This is a genomic window from Duganella sp. Root1480D1 (assembly GCF_001427305.1).
Taxonomy (GTDB): Bacteria; Pseudomonadota; Gammaproteobacteria; order Burkholderiales; family Burkholderiaceae_D; genus Rugamonas.
Genome location: NZ_LMFZ01000048.1, coordinates 193,973 through 219,812, shown reverse-complemented (window position 1 = coordinate 219,812; position 25,840 = coordinate 193,973). Strand labels below are relative to the sequence as shown.

Here is a 25,840-nt window from a genome sequence, read left to right as displayed (position 1 = left end):
AAATGCAGCTCAAGCCTGAAAAAGACGCGGAACTCCGCGCCAAAGTGAACCGCGAAACCGCGCGCATCCCGTGGAGCGAATTGCTCAAGCACTTCGCCCAGGGCAATGTGGTGTGGGTGGCCGATGAACTGGACCTGGTGGACGTCGCCGTGCGCATCGCCCACGACGACAAGTCCAGCATTTCGGCCTGGATGGAGGCCGGCCAGGTCGCCAAAGTCTCCGACCAGCAATGCCAGGAATGGATCGCCAGCGACGCCAACCTGTGGGCCAGCGTCGTCAGCCCGTTTATTCTCGTCCAGCAGGAGAAGCGGAAGCCTCATTGAGGCCTGGCAGTGGCTGTCCTAGTTTCCAATCGAGGGCAACAAAGTCGCCCATCTTTTTGCTCTCAACAGACAACTCTTTCGAAATGCGCTGCACAGTTTCCCATTTGAGCACCCGTGGGGCGAGCCTCGCAGCAAGGAGATAATACGTATATGCGAGCGATAGGTCGCGTTTAACGTAGATCCCCTTCTCGAAAAGCGCACCAAGGCTGTAGAACCCCATTGAATTGCCAGCACGTGCCGCCGAACTGTACAGTTCATATGCGCGCTTCAAATCGATGCCAACACCAGCGCCACGCTCGTACAAATCCCCCAGCTCGTTCATGGAAGCGCTATCACCTTGGGCCGCTGCTTCGCTGAACCAGCGTGCGGCCGCGTGGAGATCCGTCGCCACCACGCTACTCTCCACGTAAAAACGAGCAAGTAAAAACTGCGCTTCCGGCAAACCCGCTTTGGCGGCGCGTGTCATCTGCTCCAAGGCCAGTGACTTGTCAGCCGGAGCACCAAGTCCGTTCTTATTCATCAATGCGAGGTAGTACCAAGCCTGGGGCAGCCCGCCGGCTGCGCACTCTTGATACAGCTTGCGTGCAAGCGCAGCGTCCTTCGGCATTCCAAAACCATTCTGATACATGAACGCAAGCAGATACTTGTTGGAGATTGCCTGCTCGACACGGCTTGCTTTGTTCAGTGCTACCGGTACGCGCGGCGCTCCGGATTCAGACGCTTGGTCGGGCACAAACAATGTCCCGAGAGCCGCTGCCTTATCCTCAGCCAGAGCGCTATACATCGGCTCAATGTCATACAGGTCGGCGGCTCTGGCACGCATTGCCCAGTACATCGACTGCATCCAGTTCGCTTCGACCGGTACGCCCAAGCCATAGGCCGAGGCAACGAAAGCCTGTGCTTGAACCTGTCCAGCCTCTGCTGCACGAAGCGCAAAATCAAAGGCCCTCCGCAAATCCTGCGGCCCGTTATCACCTCGCGCATACATTACTGCCAAGTCAAACAGCGCATCGCCATTATTGCCATCGGCAGCCTTTTGCAACCATGACATTCCCGCCGGTTGTCCCTGCAATACAGCAAGCTCACGCTGCGCCTGAGAGTGGCCTTGCTCAGCCGCCTTGGCATACCAGTCCCGCGCAAGGACAAAGTCCTGTTTTACGCCTGTTCCCGAATGGTATACGACAGCCAGCTCAAACTCCGCCGCCGGGTCGCCGCCGGCAGCGGCCCGCTGCAACAACGCCAATCCTGCGCGCTGATCCTTTCTGCGATAAGCCTCCATCGCCTCGCGTAAAGCGGTTCCGTTATCGAGTACAGCCAGCTCTGCGCGTGCAACCTGATAATACATCGACGAAACCAGCCCTTGCGACCGGAACCAGGTGAACGCCGCCTTCGCGCCAGCCCTGTCCCCCTCGGATAGCCGAACCTGGCCGATATGGAACCAGGCGTCGTTCAAAGCATGGATGCCTGCATCGCGCGGCAACTTGCCAGCGATCGCTAGCAATTGTTCCGCCGTGAGCGCGCCCGCATACATCGCCAGTATCGGACGCGGCCACTGCGCTTCCGCGTCCGATTCGGCCATTGAGATCAGGTCAGGTGGAAGTGGTTTGCCTGCGCGAAGGGAAAAAGCGGCTAGGTTTGCAACGTCCGACATGGTTGCCAGGCCAGCGTTCTTGCGCCCCTTGTAATAGAGCTCCATCGCAGCCAAGGCATCTTTTGGGGCGCCGGAAAGCAACTGGGACCAGGCCAGCATTACCTGCGCGGAACTGGACTCATCGAATTTACTGGCGCGATAACTGGCAACACTCTCCTTGAACCGTCCTCGCGTGAAATAGGCATAAGCGATGCAAGGAGCGACTTCAGCACGCGATAACAGGTCAGGCAAAGCTTGATCCACGGTAGTCAGGCGATGCCTTCCCTCATCCGTCAACCGGTCCTGTTGCATATACAGCGTCGACAAATAGCCGCACAACCGCTCGGGCGGAAGATTCGCCAAAGTCGCCCCATCTAGCGTCGCCCGATAGTAGTTCAGCTGCTCATGTAGCAAGAAAGAGCTCAGTTGCCTTGTCGTCAAAGACATCCGCTCCTTGCTCGTCGCCCAATCTGCGTTGACCCGAAAACTACCTTGCGCGAACTGGTTCAGACCTTTGGCCTGTTGCTGCATTTCTGGCAAGTCCTCCGCCTCCACCCGATTCGTCTTAATCTTATAGTCCAGTGTGTAGTCCAGGAACGAGCCGCGTTGAATCAAGTGTTCGCTTGCACTGAACTGGGCAGTATCAAGCAACTTCGAGGTTTGCTCGTTATTGCTGCGAAACTGTTCCGGCCATTGAAGCCGCATGCGATAGCGGGCCTTGTATCGACCTGACACTGGCGCAAATGGGAAGTTGCGTACCAATTTGTCCGGAATACCCAACGTGCCGTCCATCACCTTACTGTCGAACGCTACCGCATACCGACCATCCTTCAGCTCAGCCGGTTTCGGAACTTCGAAGCGCGATGTGACAACCATGCGTCCCGCAACATCGGCGAACTTCGGACCTTCAACCAGCTTGATCCCAGGATAAGTCTTCTCATAATGCTCCAGCGCCAGCTTTTTGAGGTTGGCCTGCGCACTGCCAGTGTAAAGGCGCCGCGCCCAAGCAGCATACTTGCCACGGTAATAGCGGCGTGAGGTCAGTTCAGCCGGCGTATCGAACCCGTCCAGCTTGAGGTCCTCTTGGATTTCCAGATGCGGAGCAACGCTTGGATCTTCAGGAATTGTCAGCAAACTGACTGACTTCGGATCAACCACCAAGCCAACGCCCCCGGCAAGCGCAACCGGCAGTTCCGCCAGGCTTTCAGTTTGTCCGGTCTGGGTCGGGTCGACATAATAGTCGGCGCCATCAATGGAGATCTTCACAATCACATGGTCGAACCATTTTGGGGACGGCAGCATGCGCGCCGGAAGCTTTGGCGACTGAGCAGAAACCAACACGGGCCGCGCCTCGATTCCCAACAACCGTAACAGGGAAGTCAGCAAGTAGCTCTTGTCCTTGCAATCGCCATAGCGGCGTGAAAGCACTGCATCCGGCGCCTGCGGTCGATGCGAATTTTCTCCGATTGACACGCTGAAATAGCGGACTTCGTCCTGCACCCAATGAAGAGCCGCAGCTGCACGCAATGCTGGCGTAGCACCACCTTCAAGCGACTTCGCAACCGACCTTAATGCGGTCGACGGTTTTACTTCGGGGAACATGGAAACTGCCCATTGGGCCACGTCACCCCAGTTCTCATATTCGCTGAACTGGAGTATGCGACCAGGCACGTAATCGGACGGAATCGAAATCTCATTTTCCAACGCATCGATCGCCTTCTCAGTGAACACGAGGCGCTCTTCAGCTCCAAATTGTTCGCGCTTCGGTTTCAGTTCTGTTGTTCGGAAATCCCCCAACTGTCGCCAATAGACAGGCCGCCGCTTGGGATAAGACACAACCAATCGCCGCAGTTCGGTCGGGCCAGCGGAATCCCAGCCGAAGATTTGTGACCAGCGCTTGCCGAACACCGGATTGTGCCCTTCGATTGTGTAGGTCACCCACAAGGTGTCGCCAACGCGCACATCGTGCATCAGCATCTGCAGGGTAACCTCGCCGCCATACATACCTTGCTCAAGTTGTTGCTCGCGTTCCAATGCACGCATATTCACGCTAGCGGTGCGGTCGATCAGCTCTCCATTGCGCAGAATGATTACTTTATGGACCAGTAGCTTTTGGTAGGCGGGTGCATAGGTAATCGAAAATTGCCCGATTTCTGCCAGTGAGCCTGAATCGTTAACCTGGATTGCACGGCTGTATAAGACGGCTGGGGTTTCGGTTAATGAAACCTGAGTGTCCGCCATTCGAATCAGGACAGGATCCGGCCTTTCGCTAGAAGGAATTTCAGGCAGCGTCTGTGCCCACCTGGGCATCGGTGCCCCCCTGACAAAACTGGCTTGGTTGACGGTGCTTACCGTTGCCGGGTTGAATACTGCCGCTCCGGCGTGGATTGGCGCGACGATGAGGCAGGCCGATACGGCAAGGGCTAAACGCATAATTATCCCGAAATTTATTTGCGGCAATTATAAAACATTTTCATTTTGATAAATCAATTGCATAAATGGAATACCCCTTGCCATCTGACTCTTCCTGGATCGAAACGCCATTCAGTCCGGATTGCCTTGCCAGCGCCAATCTGTTTGGTGCTGAATGGAACACCACCGCCCCCTTTGTTCCAATCCGCGCGAATCGCCAACTGCGCGCGGAACCATTTACATTCCGGGTCAGGTGCTGCACCGACTTGATGTAGGCGACCAGTACTGCGCGGTTATTGTCCGGCGAAGCGAAAATGGTCTTGCTGCCATCCAGTCCCGGGAAGCCGCCACCGCCGCTGGCGCGGAAGTTATTGGTCGCAACGATGAATTCCTGCTCCGCCCGCACCGGTTTGCCACGCCATGACAGGTTTTTGATGCGCTGGCCCGGTGCCTGCGTCACGTCGATTTCGTAGCGCACATCCGAATCGGTCAGCATGTCGAAATTGAAGCCGGCGAAGCCGGCATTTATCAGCTCTTGTGGTTCGCTGCGCGCCGGGTCGATTGTGTTGAAGCGGCCGGCGGCCTTCTCCAGCCAGGCTTGCAGCGTCGTTCCGTTGACCTTCACGGCATGCAGGTCGTTCGGGTACAGGTAAAGGTCGGCGGCGTTATTCAGGGCCATTTTCCCAGGGGCGACGTCAGTGTAGTCGGCTACGCCGGCTGCACCGGTCTTGAACGGTGCAGACATCGACAACACCGGCAAGTGCGCATATTGCGGCATGTTCGCCTGGATGTGGCGCCGCACATAGTCGGCCTGGGCCTGGTTCACTACCTGGATCGCAGATACGTCGCCCACATCGGCAAAGTAAGCCGACATGCGGAAGTCCGTATCGCCAATTGGCGTCTTGACGTAGGCGATGGTCGCCTCATGCTCGGCCTTGACCAGCGCGGCGACTTCCGGGTCCGGCTCAACGAAACTGCGGTCAGGGCGCTGGATGCTGCGCGTTTCGACTTTCGCCGCGCCCGCATCGGCAACCCAACGCGTTCCGTCATGGCGCAACGCCAGCTGAATCACGCCGAGATGCTTGCCCCATAACCCCGGCATTACCGTCGGCACACCATGCACCCGTCCCCGGACCTTGTCGACGCCTGCCAGGTTGAATCCGGCAGACTTGCTGGCCGGGTTCGGGAACACGTCATGCGAATGCCCCAGCAACAACGCATCGATCCCCGGCACCTGCGCCAGGTACCAGCTGCCGTTCTCCATGGAAGGCGCATAGGCCGCGCCATCCAGCCCCGCGTGCGAGATCGCGACGATCACTTCCGCGCCCTTGGCGCGCATCTCGGGAACGTAGCGCTGGGCGGTCTCGCGCCAGCCTTCGGTACGCACACGGCCCTCCAGCCAGCGCCTGTCCCAGCCCATGATGGCGGGAGTCGTGAAGCCGATGATGCCCACTTTGACGATAGCTGTTAGCGGCTTGCCATCCGGTCCGGTCGCGCTCACGCGCTTATCGAGAATGCAATAAGGTTCGAACAGTGGCGTGCCCGTGCGCGCATCAACCACATTGGCCAGCACCACAGGGAACGCCGGCCCTGCACAAGGCTGTGCGCGAACCGAAGCGCCCTCGGTGCCGAAGCGGCTGGCGGTGACCTGGCCCAGGAAGTCCAGGCCCCAATTGAATTCATGATTGCCAACCGAACCGCCTTCAAAGCCCAAGGCATTCATCGCCTTGTAGATGGCCAGCGGCTGGCCGCACCCGACCGGCGCAACCAGCGCCTGGTAGTCGCCCAGCGCCGTGCCCTGGATGGTGTCGCCGTTATCGAGCAGCAGCGAATCCGGGAAATCCTTGCGCGCCTGGCGAATCAGGGTCGCGGTGCGTTCCAGCCCCAGCGAGGCATCCGGCGCCAGCTTGTAGTAGTCGTAGCTGCGAACGTTGGCGTGCAGGTCTGTCGTCTCGAGGATGACGAGGGTGGCTTGCGCGCCTTGCGGCGGCTTCCCTGGAATGCAGCCGCAGCCTGCAAGCAAGGCCGCCACCGTCGCGGTGAAAAAAATGCGCATTAACTGTCTTTTGAATTGAAATTTACTGATGAATATTTGCCATGCGCCATTGATATCGTCCTTGCAATTCAAAGAATTGCACATTGCACTCTGGGGCACCGCAAACTAACTTGCAAAATTATATGGAATCTTTGCAAAAGCGCCACGTTGACGCAAATAAATGTTTGATTGTCAATACCCGGACGTATGATCCATCTCAACTTTCAGCCATCCGCCAAAAGGAAAAAGCCATGAAAATCCGTGCTGCGCTGACCGCGATCCTGCTCCTCACAGCCTCACTTGCGCAAGCGGGTCCCAACCTGATCTCGAACGGCGATTTCGAAAACCTCGATTACAGTATGTGGACGCTGGTCAGCCCGGGTGGCGGCGGCCAGGCCTTCGGCACCGACCCTACTGCTTCGCCCTTATCGGATGCCTTCAACCACGTCTTCGGCGACTTCAACACCATCGAGCTTGGCTACCTGCGCCAGACCGTCAGCACCATCGCCGGTGCGACCTACCAGCTCAAATTCGACTTGCAGCGCTGGACAACCGATCCGCAATTCCCGCCCGATAACCAGGCCCAGGTCAAATTCGGCGCCACCACCGTCTTCGACGAATCCGATATTACCGGCGACTGGGGCACGCACACCCTGATCGTCACCGCGCTCACGGCCAGCACACTCCTTGAATTCGGCAATTTTAACAACGACCCGATCTATTGGAACCAGCTCGACAACATCAGCCTTGAGTTCCTGCGCGGACCGAATGACCCGGGCGATCCCGGCGTCCCCGAACCTGCCACGCTGGCCTTGCTGGCGGGCGGCCTGATGGCCATGCGCTTCAGCCGCCGCAAGACACTTTCCTGATTTTCTCTTTCCATCGAAACGGCCGCAACGCCCCGGCAGGGGCGCTTGCACCTGCAAGGAGGCTGCATGTCCGAACCGTATCTCGCAGAAATCCGGATGACCGGATTTAGCTTTGCCCCCAAGGGATGGGCCTTGTGCAACGGCCAGATCCTGCCGATCAACCAGAACCAGGCATTGTTTTCCATTCTCGGCACCACTTACGGCGGCAACGGCCAGACCACCTTTGCCTTGCCCGACCTGCGCGGCCGCGTGCCAATCCACATGGATGCCGGTTTCAACCTGGGCCAGCAGGGAGGCGAAGCCAGCCACACCTTGATCGCCAATGAAATGCCGTCGCATAGCCACAGCCTGGGCATCTCCACGGCTGCCAGCCACCAGGCCGACCCCAGCGGGCGAGTGCTCGGCAATGTCGAAGCCGGGGCACTCAATTACTACGCCCCGCTGGACGGCACGGCCACGCTGGCACCCAACACCGTGGCCAACTCCGGCGGCAGCCAGCCGCACGAGAATATGCAGCCCTACCTGACCATCAACTTCATCATCGCGCTGCAGGGCATCTTCCCCTCGCAGTCCTAGACCAGACCGGAGCCGGCGCATGGATAACTTCATCGGCGAGATTCGCCTGTTCGCGGGCAACTTCCCGCCCCTCGGTTGGGCGTTTTGCGACGGCAGCCTGCTGTCGATCGCACAAAACACCGCCTTGTTTGCCCTGATTGGCACCACCTATGGCGGCAACGGGCAAACCACGTTTGCCCTGCCCGACCTGCGCGGCCGCGTGCCGCTGCACCAGGGTACGCAGCCGGGCACCGCGAACAACTATGTCATGGGCCAGCAAGCGGGTGCCGAAACCGTGACCCTGACCAGCAACCAGATCCCGTTGCACAGTCACAGCGCAAGCGCCAGCACGGCCGTGCCGCCCGCCACCGGCAGCGGCATCACCCTCACGGGGCCTGCCGTCTATGTGCCTGCCGCGCCCGCCAAGCCGAAGTTTTACGCGCCTGCCGGTTCCGCCACGGTCGCCATGTCGGCCCAGGCGATACAGCCGGCCGGCGGCAACCAGCCGCACGACAATATGGCTCCTTTCCTGGCGGTCAGCTTCATCATCGCCATTGAAGGCATCTTCCCCTCCCAGAACTAGCCGAGGAGTCCAGCATGGCAGAGCGTTATATCGGCGAAATCCGCATGTTCAGCGGTAATTTCGCACCCGTTGGCTGGGCAATGTGCAATGGCCAGCTGCTTCCCATTGCGCAGAACACGGCACTGTTTTCCATTCTCGGCACCACCTATGGCGGCGACGGCAAAACCACGTTCGCGCTGCCAAACCTGCGCCAGCGCATACCCATGCACGCCGGCGCCGGCCCTGGCCTCACCCTGCGCGACCTGGGCGAGCAAGGGGGCGCGGCCACCAGCACGCTGACCGCCCTCCAAATGCCATCGCACAGCCACGGCATGTCGGCATCCAACGCAACAGCCTCAGTGCAATCCCCAGCCAATGCCCTGCTTGCCAAACCGGTGACGGTTAGCGCGCCTTATCACGATGCGGCGGCGATGGCGCCTTCGCCAACGGGACCGTTGGGCGCTGCCGGCGGCAATAGCCCTCACAACAACTTGCAGCCCTACCTGGTGCTCAACTTCATCATTGCCCTGAGCGGCATTTTCCCGCCCCGAAGCTGATTAGCGATGAGCAGCCACCTCACCTTGCGGTCCGTTGATGCCGGCGACCAGGAATTCCTGCTGGCGCTGGTGGATACCACGCGCGAGGACCTCGCCATCCTCGATCGCTCAGTCAAAGGCATGCTGGTTCGCATGCAGTACGAAGCCCAGCTCACCGAATACCGCCGCCGTTTCCCCGCGATGGCGGAGAGCATCGTACTGTCCGATGGGTTCGCGGCTGGACGCCTCTATGTGGCGCGCAGCCGGGACGAGATCCGCCTGGTCGACATCAGCCTGCTTCCCACATTCCGGGGCCAGGGAATCGGCAGCCGGCTGCTGGCCCGGCTGCAGGACGAAAGCCAGCGATCCGCCCTGCCCTTGCGCTTGCATGTTTTACAAGGCAACCCCGCAGGCGCCCTGTACCGGCGGCTCGGTTTCCAGCCGGGCCAGGCAGACGGGATGTACCAGGCCATGGAATGGCACCCTATATTATTAAAGGAATAAGTCATGGAACGTCGCAATTTCATTCTCGCCGCAGGAAGCCTGGTCGGCGCCCCGGCCGTCGCCCGCGCTGCATCGTTGGCCGCCCTGCCGCCAACCCCGTCCACCCTGCGCATGGCTGGCTTCCGCGACCTGGTGGGCCAGCAATTCATCGCCTACCAGGGCAAGCGCGGAACCTCGCTCGACCTGCATTCGGTTCGCGCCGGCAAGGAGGCGCCGCACCAGGAGCAATTCACCCTGCTTTTCAGCGGATCGCCGGGACTGGATGCCGGGATTTACGAAATTGACAACCCGCTTTCCGGCCGTATGTCCATCTTCATGGAGCCGGCCGGCCGTGGCCCGGCAACCGGCCTGGGCGCCCTCTACCGCGCCGAATTCAGCCTGCTTGTATGAGCTGCCCGATGCGCCAGCCTCTGAGGTATAATTTCAGGTTCGATTTAACAACTATCAGACCTGAAAAACCATGGAAGCTGAACGCATCAATTCCCTCGCCAACCTGCTCGCGGACCTGACCAACCGCGAAGCCGAACTTCGGAGGTATCTTTGACTTCGATAAGAAGTCGGAGAAACTGGAACAACTGAACGCCGAACTCGAAGATCCGGCCGTTTGGAATGACCCGAAAAAAGCCCAGGACATGGGCCGCGAGAAAAAAGCCCTTGAAGGCGTGGTCCTGACCTTGCAGAAGGCGGAAAGCGACCTGCGCGACATGAATGAACTGTTCGCGATGGGCAAGGAAGAAGGCGACGACGATACGCTCGAAGCCGTGATTGCGGATACTGCAGAAATCCAGAAGACCATCGAACAGATGGAATTCCGCCGGATGTTCAGCAATCCGATGGACCCGAACAACTGCTTCATCGACATCCAGGCCGGCGCCGGCGGTACCGAAGCCCAGGACTGGGCCTCCATGCTGCTGCGCCAGTACCTGCGCTATTGCGAACGCAAGGGCTTCAAGGTCGAGGTGATGGAAGAGTCCGAGGGCGAAGTTGCCGGCATCAAGACCGCCACCCTGAAAGTGGACGGCGAATACGCCTATGGCCACCTGCGCACCGAAACTGGCGTGCACCGCCTGGTGCGCAAGTCCCCGTTCGACTCCTCGGGCGGCCGCCACACCTCGTTCGTGTCGCTGTTCGTCTATCCGGAAGTGGATGATTCGATCGAGATCGAGATCAACCCTGCCGACCTGCGTATCGACACCTATCGCGCATCCGGTGCGGGTGGCCAGCACATTAACAAGACCGACTCCGCGGTGCGTATTACCCACGGCCCGTCCGGTATCGTCGTGCAGTGCCAGAACGACCGCTCCCAGCACCGCAACAAGGCTGAAGCGATGGACATGCTGAAGGCCAAGCTGTACGAACTGGAACTGCGCAAGCGCATGAGCGAGCAGCAGTCGCTGGAAGACTCCAAGACCGACGTGGGCTGGGGCCACCAGATTCGTTCCTACGTGCTGGACCAGTCCCGCATCAAGGACCTGCGCACCAACTTCGAGACCGGCAACACCAAGGGCGTGCTGGACGGCGACCTGGACGACTTCATCTCCGCGTCCCTGAAGCAAGGCATCTAAAGCATGACGCAGCAGCGCGCCTTCATCTTCGACATGGACGGCACCATCGTCGATAACATGGGTTTCCACACCCGCTCGTGGCTGGAGTTCTTCGGCCGCCGCGGCCATGCTGTCGACGAAGCGGCATTCTTTGCCGCCACCGCCGGCCGCACCGGCCACGAAATCATGCGCCAATACCTCGGCGAGGGCCTGGCGCATGACGACGTGACCGCGCTGATCGACGAGAAGGAAGTGCTGTACCGCGAAATCTACGCGCCACACCTGCGCGCTGCCGAAGGCTTTGGCGCGCTGGTGAGCGCAGCGCAGGCTGCCGGCATCCGCCTGGCAGTCGGCACCGCCGCGCCGCCATCCAACGTGGACTTCACGCTGGATGGCCTGGGTGTGCGCGAACTGTTCGACACCGTCGTCGGCGCCGCCGACGTCCAACGCGGCAAGCCGGAACCCGACGTATTCCTGCTGGCAGCCGAACGCTGCGGCGCCGATCCGGCGCACTGCATCGTGTTCGAGGACGCGCCTTTGGGCGTGGAAGCAGCGCGCCGAGCCGGCATGCGCTGCGTCGTCCTGACAACCACTTTGCCTGCTGAAGCGTTCAGTACTTTCGACAATGTGATCTGCATTGCACGCGACTTCAGCGAAATCAATATCAATACACTGACAAACTAATCAAACCATGACTACGGAAAACCAAGTGCAAGACCAGGCACCAGGCCAGGACGACAACAAGATCATCGCCGAGCGCCGCGCCAAGCTGGCTGCCATCCGCGAAAAACAGAGCGTCGCCTTCCCTAACGATTTCCGCCCTCAGCACAAGGCCGCCGACCTGCACATACAGTATGGCGAGAAGACCCGCGAAGAACTGGAAGCCGCGCCTGTGACCGTGGTCCTGGCTGGCCGCATGATGCTGCGCCGCGAAGCCGGCAAGAAAGCCGCCTTCGCAACCCTGCAGGACTCCTCCGGCCAGAAAGCCGACGGCCGCATCCAGATCTACGTCACCGTGGACACCAGCGGCGAAGAAGCAATGGAAGCCTTCCGCGGCTGGGATCTGGGCGACATCCTGGGCGTGACCGGCACCCTGTTCAAGACCAAGACCGACGAACTGACCATCAAAGTCAGCGAAGTGCGCCTGATCACCAAGGCCCTGCGCCCGCTGCCGGACAAGTTCCACGGCCTGGCCGACCAGGAAACCAAGTACCGCCAGCGCTACGTCGACCTGATCACCAGCGAAGAAACCCGCCGCACCTTCAAGGCGCGTACCGCCGCGATCTCCTCGATCCGCCGCTTCATGGAAGCCAACGAATTCATGGAAGTCGAGACCCCGATGCTGCACCCGATCCCGGGCGGCGCATCGGCCAAGCCTTTCATTACCCACCACAACGCGCTGGACATGCAGATGTTCATGCGCATCGCTCCCGAGCTGTACCTGAAGCGCCTGGTGGTGGGCGGTTTCGACCGCGTGTTCGAGATCAACCGCAACTTCCGTAACGAAGGTGTGTCGGTTCGCCACAACCCTGAATTCACCATGATGGAGTTCTACGCGGCCTACACCGACTACGAATGGATCATGGACTTCACCGAGAAGGTGATCCGCCAGGCCGCAGTCGACGCCAAGGGCACTGCCGTGCTGACCTACGGCGGCCGCGAACTTGACCTGTCCAAGCCATTCCAGCGCCTGACCATCTGCGGCGCCATCAACAAGTATGCGCCAGGCTACACCGAAGCGCAGCTGAACGACATGGACTTCCTGAAAGCCGAACTGCTGAAATTCGGCGTGAAGCCATTCGCCACCGCCGGCCTGGGCGCGCTGCAACTGGCGCTGTTCGAAGAAACCGCCGAAGCGCAACTGTGGGAACCGACCTTCATCATCGACTACCCGATCGAAGTGTCGCCGCTGGCCCGCGCTTCCGACACCCGCGAAGGCATCACCGAGCGCTTCGAACTGTTCATGGTCGGCCGCGAAATCGCCAACGGCTTCTCCGAGCTGAACGACGCCGAAGACCAGTCGGCCCGTTTCCTGGCCCAGATGAAGGCCAAGGAAGCCGGCGACGACGAAGCGATGTACTACGACGCAGACTTCATCCGTGCCCTGGAATACGGCATGCCGCCAGCCGGCGGCTGCGGCATCGGCATCGACCGCCTGATGATGTTGCTGACCGACTCGCCAAACATCCGCGACGTGCTGCTGTTCCCGCACCTGCGTAAAGAAGACTAAAAACAGCCATACGGCCGAGCCCGTGTCACACCCTGGGGTCACACCCCAAGTGTGACACGGGCTCAACTGTTTTACTGGATCACGCGGTAGCAAGGCGTGTATGCCTTGCCCGCCAGCTTCATCCGGCTCTGCGCCACGAAAGAAGCCAGCAGCGCATCCATCGGCCCCATGATTTCCTTGTCGCCGTGGATCTCGAAGTGGCCGTACTTCTCAATGGTACGGATGCCCTCTTCCTTCACATTCCCCGCCACCACGCCCGAAAACGCCCGGCGCAGGTTAGCTGCCAGCACATGCACCGGCTGGTTCTTGTGCAAGCTCAGGTTGCGCATGTTTTCGTGGGTCGGCGCGAACGGGCGCTGGAATTCATCATCGATCTTCAGCGCCCAGTTAAAGTAATAGGCGTCCGAACGCGACTTGCGGAATTCGCGCACCTGCTTCATCCCTTCCTGCATCTCCTGCGCCACCAGTTCCGGACCGTCGACGATGATCTTGTAGCGCTTCTGCGCTTCCGCGCCCAGGGTCAGGCCGATGAACTCATTGATCTGCACGAAATACTCGCGCGCCGTTTCCGGACCGGTAAAGATCAGCGGGAACGGGATCTCCGCATTATCCGGATGCAGCAGGATGCCGAGGATGTACAGGATCTCCTCCGCCGTGCCGGCACCGCCCGGGAACACGCAGATGCCATGGCCGACGCGCACGAAGGCCTCCAGCCGCTTCTCGATGTCCGGCATGATCACCAGGTCATTCACGATCGGGTTCGGCGACTCCGCCGCGATGATGCCCGGCTCCGTAATGCCCAGGTAACGCCCGCCGGTAAAACGCTGCTTGGCATGGCCGATGGTGGCGCCTTTCATCGGCCCCTTCATCGCGCCCGGCCCGCAACCGGTACAGATGTCCAGCCCCCGCAGGCCAAGCTGGTAGCCGACTTCCTTCGAATAATTATATTCAGCGCGGTTGATCGAATGTCCGCCCCAGCACACCACCAGGTTGGGATTGAGCTGCGGCTTCAGCACATTCGCATTGCGCAGGATATGGAACACCGCATCGGTAATACCCTCGCTGCGGGCCAGATCGAACTTCGGATTCCCCGTGACTTCGTTACTGACAAAGACAATATCGCGCAGCACCGCAAACAGGTGCTCGTGGATACCCTTGATCATCTTGCCGTCGACGAAAGCGATGGCCGGCGCACCTTTGATTTCCAGCTTGATCCCGCGCTCGCGCTGCAGGATGTTGATGTCAAACGACTTGAAGCGATCCAGCAATTCCTTTCCATCGTCGATCGTGCTGCCGCAATTCAGCACCGCCAGGGCGCAGTTGCGAAAGATGTTATAGAGGCCGCCTTTGCCCGAGTCGAGCAATTGGACCACCTCCGCCTTGGACAGGACTTCCAGCCTGCCCTCCGGAGCAATGAGAGTATCGACAACGTTGCTGTCCATGATACATAAATCCTTTTATTTAACTTTTGGGGGACTGCACCTTCAATATACGCTCTTGCTATGCCGATTCACAGACGCAAGCTTGGCAAACATACCACAATGCTGCTGTGCAGCACGCGAAATTGCCCTTCAACCGCGCGGGTAGATTAAAATGCGACTTTTTTTCGACCAGGAGAAACCGCATGAGCGGTCCTACCACGCAAACCACCGAGGTTAAAATCCCTGAGTTCAGGCAGATCATGGGTCACCCTGCTCCGCTCTGGATGCTGTTCATGTCGGAGTTCTGGGAACGCTTTGCGTTTTACGGGATTCGCTGGGCACTGGTGCTGTACATCGTTTCGCAGTTCTATCACGGCGACGCATCGGGCCAGGCAGCGGCCAACCTGACTTACGGTTCCTACCTGGCGCTGGTGTATGCCGGAGCACTGTTCGGTGGCTATGTCGCTGACCGCGTGCTGGGTTACCAGCGTTCCATCCTGGTCGGTGCGAGTTTCATGGCGGCCGGCCTGTTCATGATCGCCATACCGGATCCGACGATCTTCAAGTTCGGCCTGGCGACCATCATCGTCGGTAACGGCATGTTCAAGCCGAACATCTCGACCATGGTCGGCAAGCTGTATTCGCTGGGCGACACCCGCCGCGATTCCGGCTTTACCATCTTCTACATGGGCATCAACGTCGGCGGCTTCGTAGCCCCGATCCTGACCCAGTTGCTGGCACAGAAAGTGTTCTCCGACGGCGACATCCCTGCCTACAAGATCGTGTTCATCTCCGCCGGTATCGGCATGATCATTTCGCTGTTCTGGTTCTACCTGGGCCGCCGCGGCCTGAAGGGCATTGGCGAACCAGCACCGGAAGCCAAGAACCCGATGCGCATTGCCTACGTGGCACTGGGCGCACTGGTCATGATCCCTGTCGTGTACAGCCTGCTGGCGCTGGGCGCAGAAAAACTGCAAGGCGTGCTGACCGTGCTGTTCCTGATCCTGGTGGTAATGCTGATCGTCGAAGGCGTTCGTAACGGCCCTGTGGCGCGCGACAAGACCATCGCCATGATGGTGATTTTCGCCTTCAACATCATGTTCTGGTGCTTCTTCGAGCAGGCCGGTTCCTCCTTCACCTTCCTGGCCGACCAGATCGTGAACCGCGACCTGGGCTTCATGAACTTCCCGGTTGCCTGGTTCCAGTCCGTCAACTCGCTCGCCATCATCTTCTTCGCGCCGGTAGTGGCGGCGATCTGGGTCTGGATGGGCAAGCGCGGCCAGAATCCATCGATCCCGCGCAAGTTCGCACTGGGTATTATCGGCAATGGCCTGGCATTCGGCTTGCTGATGTACGCGCTGACCCACCTGGTCGACGACAAGAAAATGATCCCGTTCTGGACCCTGTTCATGGTCTACGTGATCCAGTCCATTGGTGAGCTGTGCCTGTCCCCGATCGGCCTGTCGATGGTGACCAAGCTGGCTCCGACCCGACTGGTTGGCATGGGCATGGGCGGCTGGTTCCTGTCCACCGGCATCGGCAACAATTTGTCGGGTATCGTGGCTTCGATGATGTCCGGCGAGCACGGCATGACCGTCGAATCGGCACTGATCGGCTACACCCAGGGCTTCTGGATCCTGATCGGTGGCGGCGTGTTGCTTTTCGTCCTGGCCCCGTTCATCCAGAAACTGATGCACGGCGTGAAATAAAAAAATGGGGTACGTCCCCATTTTTCAAGCAACAAAAAAGGCAGCTTCGGCTGCCTTTCTTTTAATTTGCTGCAAGCCAGGCATCGAGCCTGGCTTCTGCTCCTGCCGGCAAGTGCAGGCCGAGCTTGGAACGCCGCCACAGGATGTCGGCAGCCGTAACAGCCCACTCCTTGCGGCGCAGGTAGCTTACTTCCGCAGCGTACAGGCCTGGCAGGATTTCCTCTCCCATATCGGCCAGCGACGCGCAGCCTTCGAGCAGCGTGTGCACGCGCGTGCCGTATGCGCGTGCATAACGCCTCACCAGCTCCTGCGGCAGCCAGGCATATTTCACCTGCACGGCCGCGGCCCAGTCGCAAAACTCCAGCACCGAGCGGTTTTGCGGCATGGCGCCGAACAGGTCGCCGCCGGGAAGGCATGCCCTCTCGGTCCAGCCTTGCTCCGGCCTGCCGAGCGTTTTGCAAAGGATGTCCACCGCATCTTCCGCCAGCTTGCGGAAGGTTGTGATCTTGCCGCCAAAGACATTCAGCAGCGGCGCGCCTTCCTTGTCCAGCTCCAGGAAGTAGTCGCGCGTCACGGCCTTGGCGTCGGCTGCGGCATCTTCCAGCAACGGACGCACCCCGGCGTAGGTCCACACCACGTCGGCCGGACGCACCGGCTCGCGGAAGTAATCGCTGGCCAGTTCGCACAGGTAGCGGATTTCGCTTTCGTCGATTGCGACCCGCTGCGGATCGCCTTTGTATTCCAGATCGGTGGTGCCGATCAGCGTGAAGTCCCGTTCATACGGGATGGCAAACACGATACGGCCATCCCTGTTCTGGAAAATATAGGCCTGGTCATGCTCGAATATGCGGCGTACCACGATATGGCTGCCTTTGACCAGCCGCAGGTGCCGCGACTCCTGCCTGGCCCCCGCGGACTGGATGAAAGACTGCGCCCACGGACCGGCCGCGTTAACAATGGTGCGCGCTGTGATGCGCTTTTCGGTGCCATCGGCCTTGCGCAGCGTGGCTACCCAATGATCGGCGAGGCGTTCGACGCCAACGCAGGTGGTACGGGTCAGGATACAAGCGCCTTTGGCGCAAGCGTCCATCGCATTCAGCACCACCAGCCGGGCATCGTCGACCCAGCCATCGGAATATTCGAAGCCGGCACTGAAGGTCTCTTTCAACGGCCGTCCCGCCGGATGAGAACGCAGGTTGATGCCGCGCGAACCAGGCAGCAGCTCGCGCTTGGCCAGCATATCGTAGAGGAACAGGCCGGCGCGTATCAGCAGCGCCGGACGCTGGCCAGCATCGTGCGGCATCACAAAGCGCAATGGCCACATGATGTGCGGCGCACTGCGCAGCAGCACTTCGCGTTCGGCCAGCGCCTTGCGCACCAGCCGGAACTCATAGTATTCGAGGTAGCGCAAGCCACCATGAATCAACTTGGTCGAGGCCGACGAGGTGTGCGAGGCCAGGTCATCCTTCTCGCACAGGACGACACACAGGCCGCGGCCCGCAGCATCGCGCGCTATGCCCGCCCCATTAATCCCGCCGCCAACTACCAGTACATCGCAATCTACGTCCGCCATGCGCTCCCCGACTACTGTTTATAAACAACGCCTTCCTTCATCACGAATCCTACCTTCTGCAGCAGGGTGATGTCTTTCAATGGATCGCCCGCCACCGCCACAATGTCGGCCGCGAAGCCCGGCTCCAGCGAGCCAAGGCGGCTGGATTGGCCCAGCAGCGACGCGGCGCTGAGCGTGGCGCAGCGGATTGCCTCGAGCGCCGGCATGCCCGCTTCCACCATATAGGCGAATTCCCTGGCATTTTCGCCATGCGGGAAGACGCCGGCATCGGTACCGAAAGCGATCTTTACGCCCGCCTTGTAGGCACGGGCAAAAGTCCCCTGGATCTGAGGACCGATGGCGGCAGCTTTCGGACGTACCAGTGGTGAATAATAATTCGCTTCCTTCGCCTTGTCTGCGACATAGCGGCCGGCGCTGATGGTTGGCACGTACCAGCCACCGGTTTTCCTGAACAGGGCAATCGCTTCGTCGTCCATGAAGGTGCCGTGCTCGATCGAGTCCACGCCGGCCCGCAAGGCGCGCTTCATGCCTTCAGCGCCGTGGGCGTGCGCCGCGACCTTGAAGCCGTAGTCCCTGGCGGTAGCGACCAGCGCTTTCAGTTCCGCCTCAACGAATTGCGAGTTCATGCCGCTGCTGGCCTGGCTCAGGACCCCGCCGGTGGCGGTAATCTTGATCACGTCCGCACCTTCCTGATAGCGGGCGCGCACGGCCTGGCGGGCTTCGTCGGGGCTATTGACCACGCCTTCGTCCGGGCCAGGCGTGCCATGCAGGTGGCGCAGTTCGCGCGACTGGCCGTTGCTTGGGTCGGCATGGCCGCCGGTGGTGGCAATGGACTTGCCGGCCGTGAACATGCGAGGGCCAACGATCGCACCGGTATTGATGGCGCGCTTCATGGCGATGTTCAGCCCTTCGTTGGCGCCCAGGTCGCGCACCGTGGTAAAGCCGGCCTTGAGCGTGCGCTCGGCAAAGGCCACCGAATCATAGGCGCGGTCGATAGCGTCCAGCGTCATCTGGCCGCGCAGGGCTTCGACCTGGGGTTGGGTCTGGCTGGTCAGGTGCACATGCATGTCGATGAAGCCGGGCATGCAGGACATGGCGCTCAGGTCCACGTCGCCTTTGCCTCTGGTCGGCTCGATCGCCTTCACGGAACCATTCTCGATGTGCACCGTGACTTTCTCGCGCCAGATGCCGGCTTTGACGTCCAGCAGCCGGCCGCAGTCGACCGTTTGCGTGGCGGCACTTGCCGCTCCCATTGTCAACAACAGGCCCGCCGCACCCAGTTTCCTCATCGCCCAGCCTCCTTTAACGTGTGGATTTTTCCCGCGCTGCCCACAGCAGCAGCGCCATGATTACAGCATAAGGCAGCAAGGACAGCAAATCGGCCGTCGGGCCGCTGAAGAATGGATTGCTGCTTTCTGCCCACGCAGTCACCGCTGCATCGAAGTTGGTCATGACGCCGGCGGTGATCGCAATCACGATGCCGGCCAGCGCGCCGCCTGCGATATAGCCCGAAGCCAGCAGCACGCCCTCGCTGCGGTCGCCTGCCGCCTGCAATTCTTCCTCGTTCATGCCGGCATATTCCGGTAGCTTGTTGTTGCGGCGGTCGGCCAGCCAGCGCAGGACACCGCCCACCGCAATCGGCAGCGTGGCGGACAGCGGCAGGTAGACTCCTACGGCAAACGACAAGGACTGCACGCCCGACATTTCAAGCACCACCGCAATCATTACGCCCAGCATCACCAGCGTCCACGGCAATTGCTGGTCGAGGATGCCCTTGATGATGTAAGACACTAGCACTGCCTTCGGGGCATCGTATTTGCGCACCTCGGTGCCGTCGGGGCGCTTGTGGTGGGTGCCGTTAATCCCGGGATCGACGAACCAGACCGCCTTGCCGTCCGGCGCGACCAGGTATTTGCCTTCCGGGCCGCCCTGAGCGTCCGGCTTCTGCCACACCTTGTAGGTGGCAGTGTCGCTGGCCGCCTGCGGGCCATCCAGGCGTGCCGTAGCGGTCAGCCGTGCGGCATCGGTCGCCAGTCCCGGTGCAACCTGGGCCGCCGGCACGTAGACCGTGCTGGAACTATTCAGTTGCAGCAGGATCGGGCCAAGCAGCAAGGCCGAAGCCAGCGAGCCAACCAGCATGGCGTACTGCTGCAGGCGTGGCGTGGAGCCGACCAGGAAGCCGGTCTTCAAATCCTGCGACACCGTACCGGCATTGGCCGACGCGATGCAGACAATCGCGCCCACCGACAGCGCCGTCACGTAATATTGGCCGCCGGTCCAGCCGACCATCAGGAAGATCAGGCAGGTGAACAGCAGGGTCGCCACGGCCATGCCCGAAGTCGGATTGGAAGACGAACCGATTTCACCAGTCAGGCGCGAGGAAACAGTGGAGAACAGGAAGCCGAACACCAGGATCAGCAAGGCCCCCAGCAGATTCATATGCAAGGGCGCGGATGCCGTGATCACTGCAATCAGTCCCAGGCAACCAATCACCACCCACTTCATCGGAATATCCTGCTCGGTGCGGCGCGCGGCATCGGCCTTGCTGCCCTTGCCGACACCGGCCAGGCCGGCGGCCAGGCTGCGCCAGATCATGGGCATGGCACGCAGCAGTGCAATCAGGCCGCCTGCCGCCACCGCGCCCGCGCCGATGTACAGGATGTAGGCGCCGCGCACATCGTCCGGCCCCATGTCGGAAATCAGCATGGTGGCCGGGGCCAGGATGGTGGTCAGCGGGTCGCCGAAGAATTTGATCATCGGGATCAGCAGCAGGTAGGACAGCACGCCGCCCGCCGTCATCGTCAGCGCAATGCGCGGGCCGATGATATAGCCCACGCCCAGCAACTCCGGCGATACTTCGGCCCCGATCGAGCCCCCCTTCAGCGGCGCCCCCAGCACTACTTCCGGCGTATCCTTCCAGCCTTTGAACGAGACGTTCAGCGCCTTGTACAGCAACCCGATACCAAAGCCGCCGAAAATCAGGCGCGCGCGGCGCCGTGCATCGCGCGCGGCTTCCGATTCGCCCTGTACCGGCTCACCTGCCGCCTGGCGCGAAGAATCGCTGGCTGCCGCCTTCAGCACTTCGGCGCACGCAGTCCCCTCCGGGAATTTCAGCTCATGGTGCTGGTCCACGATCATGGTGCGGCGCATCGGGATCATCATCAGGATGCCAAGCAGGCCGCCCAGCACACCGACCAGCATCACGCGCCAGATTTCCAGTTCGAAGCCCAGGATCAGGATGGCGGGCATGGTTACGCCAAGGCCGAAGGCAATCGATTCGCCCGCCGATCCGGCAGTCTGCGCAATGCTGTTCTCCAGGATGCTGGCATCCTTGCCGCCCATTTTTTTTGCCAGGCCGAAGAAAGTGATCGCAATTACCGCTACGGGAATCGATGCGCTGACAGTCAAGCCGACTTTGAGGACCAGGTACAGCGAAGAAGCGCCAAACACCATGCCAAGCAGGGTTCCGAGGAACAAGGCGCGGAAAGTCATCTCCGGCAGCCGCGCCTCGTCGGGTATATAGGGACGGAACACGTAAATCCTTTTAGACTAAAACACCTAGGACTATGGCATATATAGCAATGAAGTAGCAACTGGCGAGTAGTCTATAATTCCCCGACTTAGCAACCGAGAGAGCTGATTTGATCAATCGTCCTTCCTGGCTGAACCGCCGCAACGTTATCCGCGCCGGTGTCGGCGCAGGCCTCGCCACCGTCGCTGGCGGCATCGCCCTGGTCTGTTATGCCGCCTTCGTGATCCGCCCTAACCTGCCAACGCTGGAAGCGGTCACCGATTACCGGCCCAAGATCCCGCTGCGCATTTACACGGCGGACAAGGTGCTGATCGGCGAATTCGGCGAAGAGCACCGTGATTTCACCCCGATCGCCGAAGTGCCTGAGCTGATGAAGCAAGCCGTGCTGGCAATTGAAGACTCGCGCTTCTACGAACACGGCGGCATCGACTGGCGGCGCGTGCTGGGCGCGGCGCGTGCCAACCTGCGCGGCAGCTTCCGCCAGGGCGGCTCGACCATCACGATGCAGGTAGCGCGCGATTTTTACCTCAGCAAGGACAAGTTCATCACGCGCAAGATCGCCGAATCGATGCTGGCCTATCGCATCGAGGCCGCGCTGGACAAGGACAAGATCCTCGAGCTGTACATGAACAACATTTACCTGGGCCAGCGCTCCTACGGCTTTGCCAGCGCATCCCAGGCCTACTTCGGCAAGTCGCTGAAGGAATTGTCGATTGCCGAAATGGCGATGCTGGCCGGCCTGCCGCAAAACCCTTCGCGCAATAACCCTGCCGTCAATCCGAAGAAAGCCCGCTCGCGCCAGCAGGTCGTATTGCGACGCATGTTCGAGCTCGAATACATCACTGAAGCGCAGTACGAAAAAGCGAAGAAGGAACAGCTTCACGTCAACCACCGCGGACAGGAATTCGACGTCCATGCCGAATATGTGGCCGAACTGGCGCGCCAGGCCGTATTCGCGCAGTACAAGGAAGAGAGCTACACCAAGGGCATCAACGTCTACACCACCATCCAGTCGCGCGACCAGGAAGCGGCCTACGATTCCGTGCGCCGCAACGTGGTGGCCTACGACCAGCGCCACGGCTACCGCGGCCCGGAAGCCTATATCGAACTGCCTGCCGACGAGGAAGAACGCGGCGACGCAATCGATGAGGTGCTGGGCAAGCGCGTGGTCAGCGATGGCCTGATCCCGGCCGTGGTGCTGGATGCCAGCCCTACCCAGGTCAAGGCCGAGACTTCGGACGGCGACGTGCTGTCGATCAGCGGCGACGGCCTGAAGCTGGCCGCAGCGGCACTGTCCAGCAAGGCCAAGCCGGCTTCGGCGATCCGTCCCGGTGCCGTGATCCGCGTCATGCAAAACGAAAAGAAGGCCTGGGCCATCACCCAGGTGCCGCAAGTTGCCGCGGCTTTCGTGGCGCTGGACGCCAACACTGGCGCCTACCAGGCCATGGTGGGCGGCTTCGACTACGGCCTGCAGAAGTTCAACCACGTGACGCAGGCCTGGCGCCAGCCGGGTTCCTCGATCAAACCATTCATCTACTCCGCCGCTGTTGCCAAGGGCTTCGGCCCTGGCACGGTGGTCGCCGACGAACCGCTGGAACTGCCGGGCAGTTCGATTGGCCAGCCTTGGAAACCGCAGAACGACGACGGCAAGTTCGACGGCCAGGTCACCATGCGCCGCTCGCTGGCCGCGTCGAAAAACGTGCCTTCGGTGCGTATCCTGCGCGCCTCGGGCCTGGACGATACCCACACCTACCTGGCCCGCTTCGGCTTCGACCTGTCGCGCCATCCGAAGAACTTCACCATGGCGCTGGGCACCGGTGCTGTCACACCGCTGCAATTGGCGGGCGCTTATGCGGTCTTTGCCAATGGCGGCTACAAGGCTACGCCATTCCTGATTTCGCGCGTGACCGACTCCAAGGGCGTGCCGATCATGGACATCCAGCCGCCGGCGCCGGCCACTTCCGGCGAGCGAGTGCTTGACGAGCGCAATGTCTTCATCATGGACAGCATGATGCGCGATGTCGCCCGCAGCGGTACCGGCGCTGCGGCCGGCCGCCTTGGCCGCCCTGACCTGGCCGGCAAGACCGGCACCACCAGCGATTCCTTCGACGGCTGGTTCGCCGGCTATGGCGGCGGCGTGGTAGCCGTGGCCTGGATGGGTTACGACGAACCGAAGTCGCTCGGCGGCCGCGAGTTCGGCGCCACCCTGTCGCTGCCGATCTGGATGGACTATATGCGCTCGGCGCTGCCAAAGCATCCGCCGATCGACCGTCCAGTACCGGAAGGTGTGGTGCAGATGAACGGCGACTGGCTGCTGGAGGAATACGCCAACGATCCGACCGTACTGGCAATCGACATGGGCGACGTGCCTGCCGAAGGCGAGCCGCCAGTGCCGGCCGACGGCACGCAGCAGCCGCCAGCCACGCCGGCGGCGCCAGCGCAACCCATGCCGCCAAGCCAGCCTGCGCTTCAGCAAGTCCCGCAACAGCAAGCCCCGGTGGGTACCTGAGCATGCCGGGCCAACGGGCTCCATCGTTCCGGCGCCGGCGCCTGCTCGGCGCTGCCGCGGTGCTTGCACCGCTGGCAGCCATCGCCCCGGCCGCCAGCGCCTACGGTGCCAGCCCACATGTCCCGCGCATCTACATGATCCTGTTCCGCGGCGAGACCGACGTTGAAGCCGGCTTTCACCAATGGTTCAGGGACAAGCACCTTGACGCGGAGATCATGGTGCGCAGCGTGGACATGGACGCCAGCCGCGTGCCAGCCTTGCTGGATGAAGCCCGCGCCTGGCACGCAGACCTGATTTACACCTGGGGCACTCCGGTCAGCCTGGCAGTGGCTGCCAAGGAGTTTGAAATTCCCATCGTGTTCACCATGGTTTCCGCGCCGATTGCGGCCGGCCTGGTGCCAGGCCTGGCCACTTCCCGGCGCAACCTGACGGGTGTCAGCCACGTGGTGCCGGCGCGCCAGCAAATGAACGCGATCCAGACTTACCGCCGTTTCGACCGCATTGGCGCCATCTTCAGCCCGAACGAAGTGAATGCCAAAGTCGCCATGCGCGAAATGCGCGCGGAATCGGAACACATCGGGGTTGAATTCACAGCCCATGCGGTACCGCTGGACGAGACCGGTCAACCGCGCCCCGACGCAATTCCTGAAATGCTGCAGGAGTTCGCGGAACGCAAGACGCAACTGATCTATATCGGCCCCGACAGCTTCATCGCTTCCCAGCGCATCCTGGTCACGGAAACCGCATTGGCGCTCGGCCTGCCGGTATTTTCCGCCGCCGAGGTAGCGCTGCGCGACGGCAGCGCCTTGTTTGGCCTGGTGGCCGGCTATAAGAATGTCGGGCGCCTGACCGCCCATAAGGCGGCCCAGATCCTGTACCATCGCGTCAAGCCCGCCGCGCTTCCGATTGAAACGCCGGGTACTTACTCTTACCTCGTCAACATGGACGTGGCACGCCAGCTCGGCATGATGCCGCCGGCCCGCGTGCTGCAGTTTGCGGAGCAAATCAAATGATCCCGCTGTCGCCGCCGGTATTGCAGCAGATGGCCATGGGCCTGGCCTATGGATTGACTGACGTGGGCACAGTACGCCCCAGCAACCAGGACAACCTGCTGCTGCTGCCGGAATCGAACCTGGTCGCCGTCGCCGACGGCATGGGGGGCCATGTCGGTGGCGATATCGCCAGCACCGAAGCCTTGCTGCTGGTGTGGAAGCACCTGCGCGCCCAGCACGTGCCGGGCAGCGATACGGAGGCGCTGCGCCAGTTGCATGAAGCGGTCCTGTTTTCCAACAGTACCCTGTTCCGCAACAATTCAGCCGCCGGCCTGGCAGACGGCTATGGGATGGGGACTACGCTGACCGGCATGTGGCAGCCGCAGGCAGACGGCCCCGCGTTCATCTTCCACGTCGGCGATAGCCGTATCTATCGCTATCGCGACGGGCACCTGGCGCAGCTCACCCACGATCAGACGCTGTACCAGCAGGCGCTGGAGGCTGGCATGAAAGGCATTCTGCCGCCGCGGAACCTGCTGCTGCAGGCCATTGGACCAGGCGAAGAGGTGCGTCCGGACGTGTTCACCCACAAGCTGGCGCCCGGCGACCTTTATTTGCTATGCAGTGATGGCTTGTACGGGGCCTCGACGCAGGAGGATTTGTCCGCACTGTTGGCAAACGCCGGCCCGGATAACTTGCCTGAAACCTGTGCCGCATTGATCGAAAAAGCCAAGCTGGATGGCAGCCGCGACAACATCACGGCCATCCTGCTGCTCTGCCCAGCCTGAAACTTTTCCCGGCATCGGACTTAAATTCCCGTGCGTCAACGGAATCGCATGCCCGTGCGCCATTCGTGCAACAAAGTGATTTGGCACTGAAGGAACCCACCGTGCTAATTCCGCAA

20 protein-coding genes are annotated in these 25,840 nt (G+C 61.0%); 14 read left to right on the top strand and 6 right to left on the bottom strand.

Annotation, left to right across the window (positions count from 1 at the left end):
- The first annotated feature begins 2 nt into the window (after window positions 1–2).
- Window positions 3–323: a DUF2288 domain-containing protein gene (locus ASD58_RS27435; RefSeq protein WP_057265200.1), complete on the top strand. Its 321-nt coding sequence runs from the start codon at window positions 3–5 to the stop codon at window positions 321–323.
- Here ASD58_RS27435 and ASD58_RS27430 read toward each other — a convergent pair.
- Window positions 286–4,386: a DUF3857 domain-containing protein gene (locus tag ASD58_RS27430; protein ID WP_156401523.1), complete on the bottom strand. Its 4,101-nt coding sequence runs from the start codon at window positions 4,384–4,386 to the stop codon at window positions 286–288. The two genes, ASD58_RS27435 and ASD58_RS27430, sit on opposite strands and share 38 nt — an antisense overlap.
- Before the next feature lie 40 nt (window positions 4,387–4,426).
- Window positions 4,427–6,421: a bifunctional 2',3'-cyclic-nucleotide 2'-phosphodiesterase/3'-nucleotidase gene (locus tag ASD58_RS27425; RefSeq protein ID WP_057265389.1), complete on the bottom strand. Its 1,995-nt coding sequence runs from the start codon at window positions 6,419–6,421 to the stop codon at window positions 4,427–4,429.
- A gap of 230 nt (window positions 6,422–6,651) precedes the next feature.
- On the opposite strand from ASD58_RS27425, the gene ASD58_RS27420 reads away from it, so the two are divergent.
- The 9 genes from ASD58_RS27420 to lysS all read left to right on the top strand — a co-directional run bounded on the left by ASD58_RS27420 (window position 6,652) and on the right by lysS (window position 13,200).
- Window positions 6,652–7,269, top strand: coding sequence for a PEP-CTERM sorting domain-containing protein (locus ASD58_RS27420; protein ID WP_057265192.1), 618 nt, complete (start codon window positions 6,652–6,654; stop codon window positions 7,267–7,269).
- A gap of 66 nt (window positions 7,270–7,335) precedes the next feature.
- Window positions 7,336–7,845, top strand: a complete 510-nt coding sequence (locus ASD58_RS27415) for a phage tail protein (protein WP_057265190.1) — start codon at window positions 7,336–7,338, stop codon at window positions 7,843–7,845.
- A gap of 19 nt (window positions 7,846–7,864) precedes the next feature.
- The gene (locus ASD58_RS27410) at window positions 7,865–8,407 is read left to right on the top strand and encodes a phage tail protein (protein ID WP_057265188.1); all 543 of its coding nucleotides are present in this window, start codon (window positions 7,865–7,867) and stop codon (window positions 8,405–8,407) included.
- A 14-nt stretch (window positions 8,408–8,421) separates the two neighbouring features.
- Window positions 8,422–8,943, top strand: a complete 522-nt coding sequence (locus ASD58_RS27405; RefSeq protein WP_057265186.1) for a phage tail protein — start codon at window positions 8,422–8,424, stop codon at window positions 8,941–8,943.
- 6 nt (window positions 8,944–8,949) lie between these two features.
- Window positions 8,950–9,426, top strand: a complete 477-nt coding sequence (locus ASD58_RS27400) for an N-acetyltransferase (RefSeq protein ID WP_057265184.1) — start codon at window positions 8,950–8,952, stop codon at window positions 9,424–9,426.
- Window positions 9,427–9,429: 3 nt separating this feature from the next.
- Window positions 9,430–9,816, top strand: a complete 387-nt coding sequence (locus tag ASD58_RS27395) for a hypothetical protein (protein ID WP_057265182.1) — start codon at window positions 9,430–9,432, stop codon at window positions 9,814–9,816.
- 70 nt (window positions 9,817–9,886) lie between these two features.
- Window positions 9,887–10,991 (top strand): peptide chain release factor 2 gene (prfB, locus tag ASD58_RS27385; RefSeq protein ID WP_156401522.1). Its coding sequence is split into 2 segments (ribosomal slippage): window positions 9,887–9,967 and window positions 9,969–10,991, totalling 1,104 coding nucleotides; the frame shifts between segments, so codons are not numbered across the junction.
- Window positions 10,992–10,994: 3 nt separating this feature from the next.
- Window positions 10,995–11,654: an HAD family phosphatase gene (locus tag ASD58_RS27380; RefSeq protein ID WP_057265179.1), complete on the top strand. Its 660-nt coding sequence runs from the start codon at window positions 10,995–10,997 to the stop codon at window positions 11,652–11,654.
- A 7-nt stretch (window positions 11,655–11,661) separates the two neighbouring features.
- Window positions 11,662–13,200, top strand: a complete 1,539-nt coding sequence (gene lysS / locus ASD58_RS27375) for a lysine--tRNA ligase (protein ID WP_057265177.1) — start codon at window positions 11,662–11,664, stop codon at window positions 13,198–13,200.
- Window positions 13,201–13,271: 71 nt separating this feature from the next.
- Here the strand turns inward: lysS and ppnN are convergent, their stop codons facing one another.
- Window positions 13,272–14,642: a nucleotide 5'-monophosphate nucleosidase PpnN gene (gene ppnN, locus ASD58_RS27370; RefSeq protein ID WP_057265175.1), complete on the bottom strand. Its 1,371-nt coding sequence runs from the start codon at window positions 14,640–14,642 to the stop codon at window positions 13,272–13,274.
- 182 nt (window positions 14,643–14,824) lie between these two features.
- Between ppnN and ASD58_RS27365 the strand changes: the two genes are divergently transcribed.
- Window positions 14,825–16,330: a peptide MFS transporter gene (locus tag ASD58_RS27365; RefSeq protein ID WP_057265173.1), complete on the top strand. Its 1,506-nt coding sequence runs from the start codon at window positions 14,825–14,827 to the stop codon at window positions 16,328–16,330.
- A 61-nt stretch (window positions 16,331–16,391) separates the two neighbouring features.
- Here the strand turns inward: ASD58_RS27365 and glpD are convergent, their stop codons facing one another.
- The 3 genes from glpD to ASD58_RS27350 are packed head-to-tail and all read right to left on the bottom strand — an operon-like array spanning window position 16,392 to window position 21,437.
- Entirely contained in the window at window positions 16,392–17,903 is a 1,512-nt protein-coding gene (gene glpD, locus ASD58_RS27360) for a glycerol-3-phosphate dehydrogenase (RefSeq protein ID WP_057265171.1), read from the bottom strand.
- A gap of 11 nt (window positions 17,904–17,914) precedes the next feature.
- A complete protein-coding gene (locus ASD58_RS27355) occupies window positions 17,915–19,192 on the bottom strand; it encodes an amidohydrolase family protein (RefSeq protein ID WP_057265169.1) in 1,278 nt (425 codons plus the stop codon).
- 13 nt (window positions 19,193–19,205) lie between these two features.
- A complete protein-coding gene (locus tag ASD58_RS27350) occupies window positions 19,206–21,437 on the bottom strand; it encodes an OPT family oligopeptide transporter (RefSeq protein ID WP_229210124.1) in 2,232 nt (743 codons plus the stop codon).
- A 107-nt stretch (window positions 21,438–21,544) separates the two neighbouring features.
- Here ASD58_RS27350 and ASD58_RS27345 point away from each other — a divergent pair, with 107 nt between their 5' ends.
- The 3 genes from ASD58_RS27345 to ASD58_RS27335 are packed head-to-tail and all read left to right on the top strand — an operon-like array spanning window position 21,545 to window position 25,724.
- On the top strand, window positions 21,545–23,944 hold the full coding sequence (locus ASD58_RS27345) for a penicillin-binding protein 1A (RefSeq protein ID WP_156401521.1): 2,400 nt from the start codon (window positions 21,545–21,547) through the stop codon (window positions 23,942–23,944).
- A gap of 2 nt (window positions 23,945–23,946) precedes the next feature.
- Complete coding sequence (locus tag ASD58_RS27340) at window positions 23,947–24,957, top strand: ABC transporter substrate-binding protein (protein WP_057265165.1); 1,011 nt, start codon at window positions 23,947–23,949, stop codon at window positions 24,955–24,957.
- Window positions 24,954–25,724, top strand: coding sequence for a PP2C family serine/threonine-protein phosphatase (locus ASD58_RS27335; protein ID WP_057265163.1), 771 nt, complete (start codon window positions 24,954–24,956; stop codon window positions 25,722–25,724). The genes ASD58_RS27340 and ASD58_RS27335 overlap by 4 nt, the downstream gene beginning before the upstream one ends.
- Window positions 25,725–25,840 lie beyond the last annotated feature (116 nt).

Coding starts and splice junctions, on each gene's coding strand:
- ASD58_RS27410 (WP_057265188.1), top strand. CDS start 7,865: ATGGATAACTTCATCGGCGAGATTCGCCTGTTCGCGGGCAACTTCCCG.
- ASD58_RS27405 (WP_057265186.1), top strand. CDS start 8,422: ATGGCAGAGCGTTATATCGGCGAAATCCGCATGTTCAGCGGTAATTTC.
- ASD58_RS27420 (WP_057265192.1), top strand. CDS start 6,652: ATGAAAATCCGTGCTGCGCTGACCGCGATCCTGCTCCTCACAGCCTCA.
- ASD58_RS27395 (WP_057265182.1), top strand. CDS start 9,430: ATGGAACGTCGCAATTTCATTCTCGCCGCAGGAAGCCTGGTCGGCGCC.
- ASD58_RS27435 (WP_057265200.1), top strand. CDS start 3: ATGCAGCTCAAGCCTGAAAAAGACGCGGAACTCCGCGCCAAAGTGAAC.
- ASD58_RS27400 (WP_057265184.1), top strand. CDS start 8,950: ATGAGCAGCCACCTCACCTTGCGGTCCGTTGATGCCGGCGACCAGGAA.
- lysS (WP_057265177.1), top strand. CDS start 11,662: ATGACTACGGAAAACCAAGTGCAAGACCAGGCACCAGGCCAGGACGAC.
- ASD58_RS27430 (WP_156401523.1), bottom strand. CDS start 4,386: ATGCGTTTAGCCCTTGCCGTATCGGCCTGCCTCATCGTCGCGCCAATC.
- ASD58_RS27365 (WP_057265173.1), top strand. CDS start 14,825: ATGAGCGGTCCTACCACGCAAACCACCGAGGTTAAAATCCCTGAGTTC.
- ASD58_RS27355 (WP_057265169.1), bottom strand. CDS start 19,192: ATGAGGAAACTGGGTGCGGCGGGCCTGTTGTTGACAATGGGAGCGGCA.
- glpD (WP_057265171.1), bottom strand. CDS start 17,903: ATGGCGGACGTAGATTGCGATGTACTGGTAGTTGGCGGCGGGATTAAT.
- ASD58_RS27340 (WP_057265165.1), top strand. CDS start 23,947: ATGCCGGGCCAACGGGCTCCATCGTTCCGGCGCCGGCGCCTGCTCGGC.
- ASD58_RS27425 (WP_057265389.1), bottom strand. CDS start 6,421: ATGCGCATTTTTTTCACCGCGACGGTGGCGGCCTTGCTTGCAGGCTGC.
- ASD58_RS27380 (WP_057265179.1), top strand. CDS start 10,995: ATGACGCAGCAGCGCGCCTTCATCTTCGACATGGACGGCACCATCGTC.
- ASD58_RS27415 (WP_057265190.1), top strand. CDS start 7,336: ATGTCCGAACCGTATCTCGCAGAAATCCGGATGACCGGATTTAGCTTT.
- ASD58_RS27335 (WP_057265163.1), top strand. CDS start 24,954: ATGATCCCGCTGTCGCCGCCGGTATTGCAGCAGATGGCCATGGGCCTG.
- ppnN (WP_057265175.1), bottom strand. CDS start 14,642: ATGGACAGCAACGTTGTCGATACTCTCATTGCTCCGGAGGGCAGGCTG.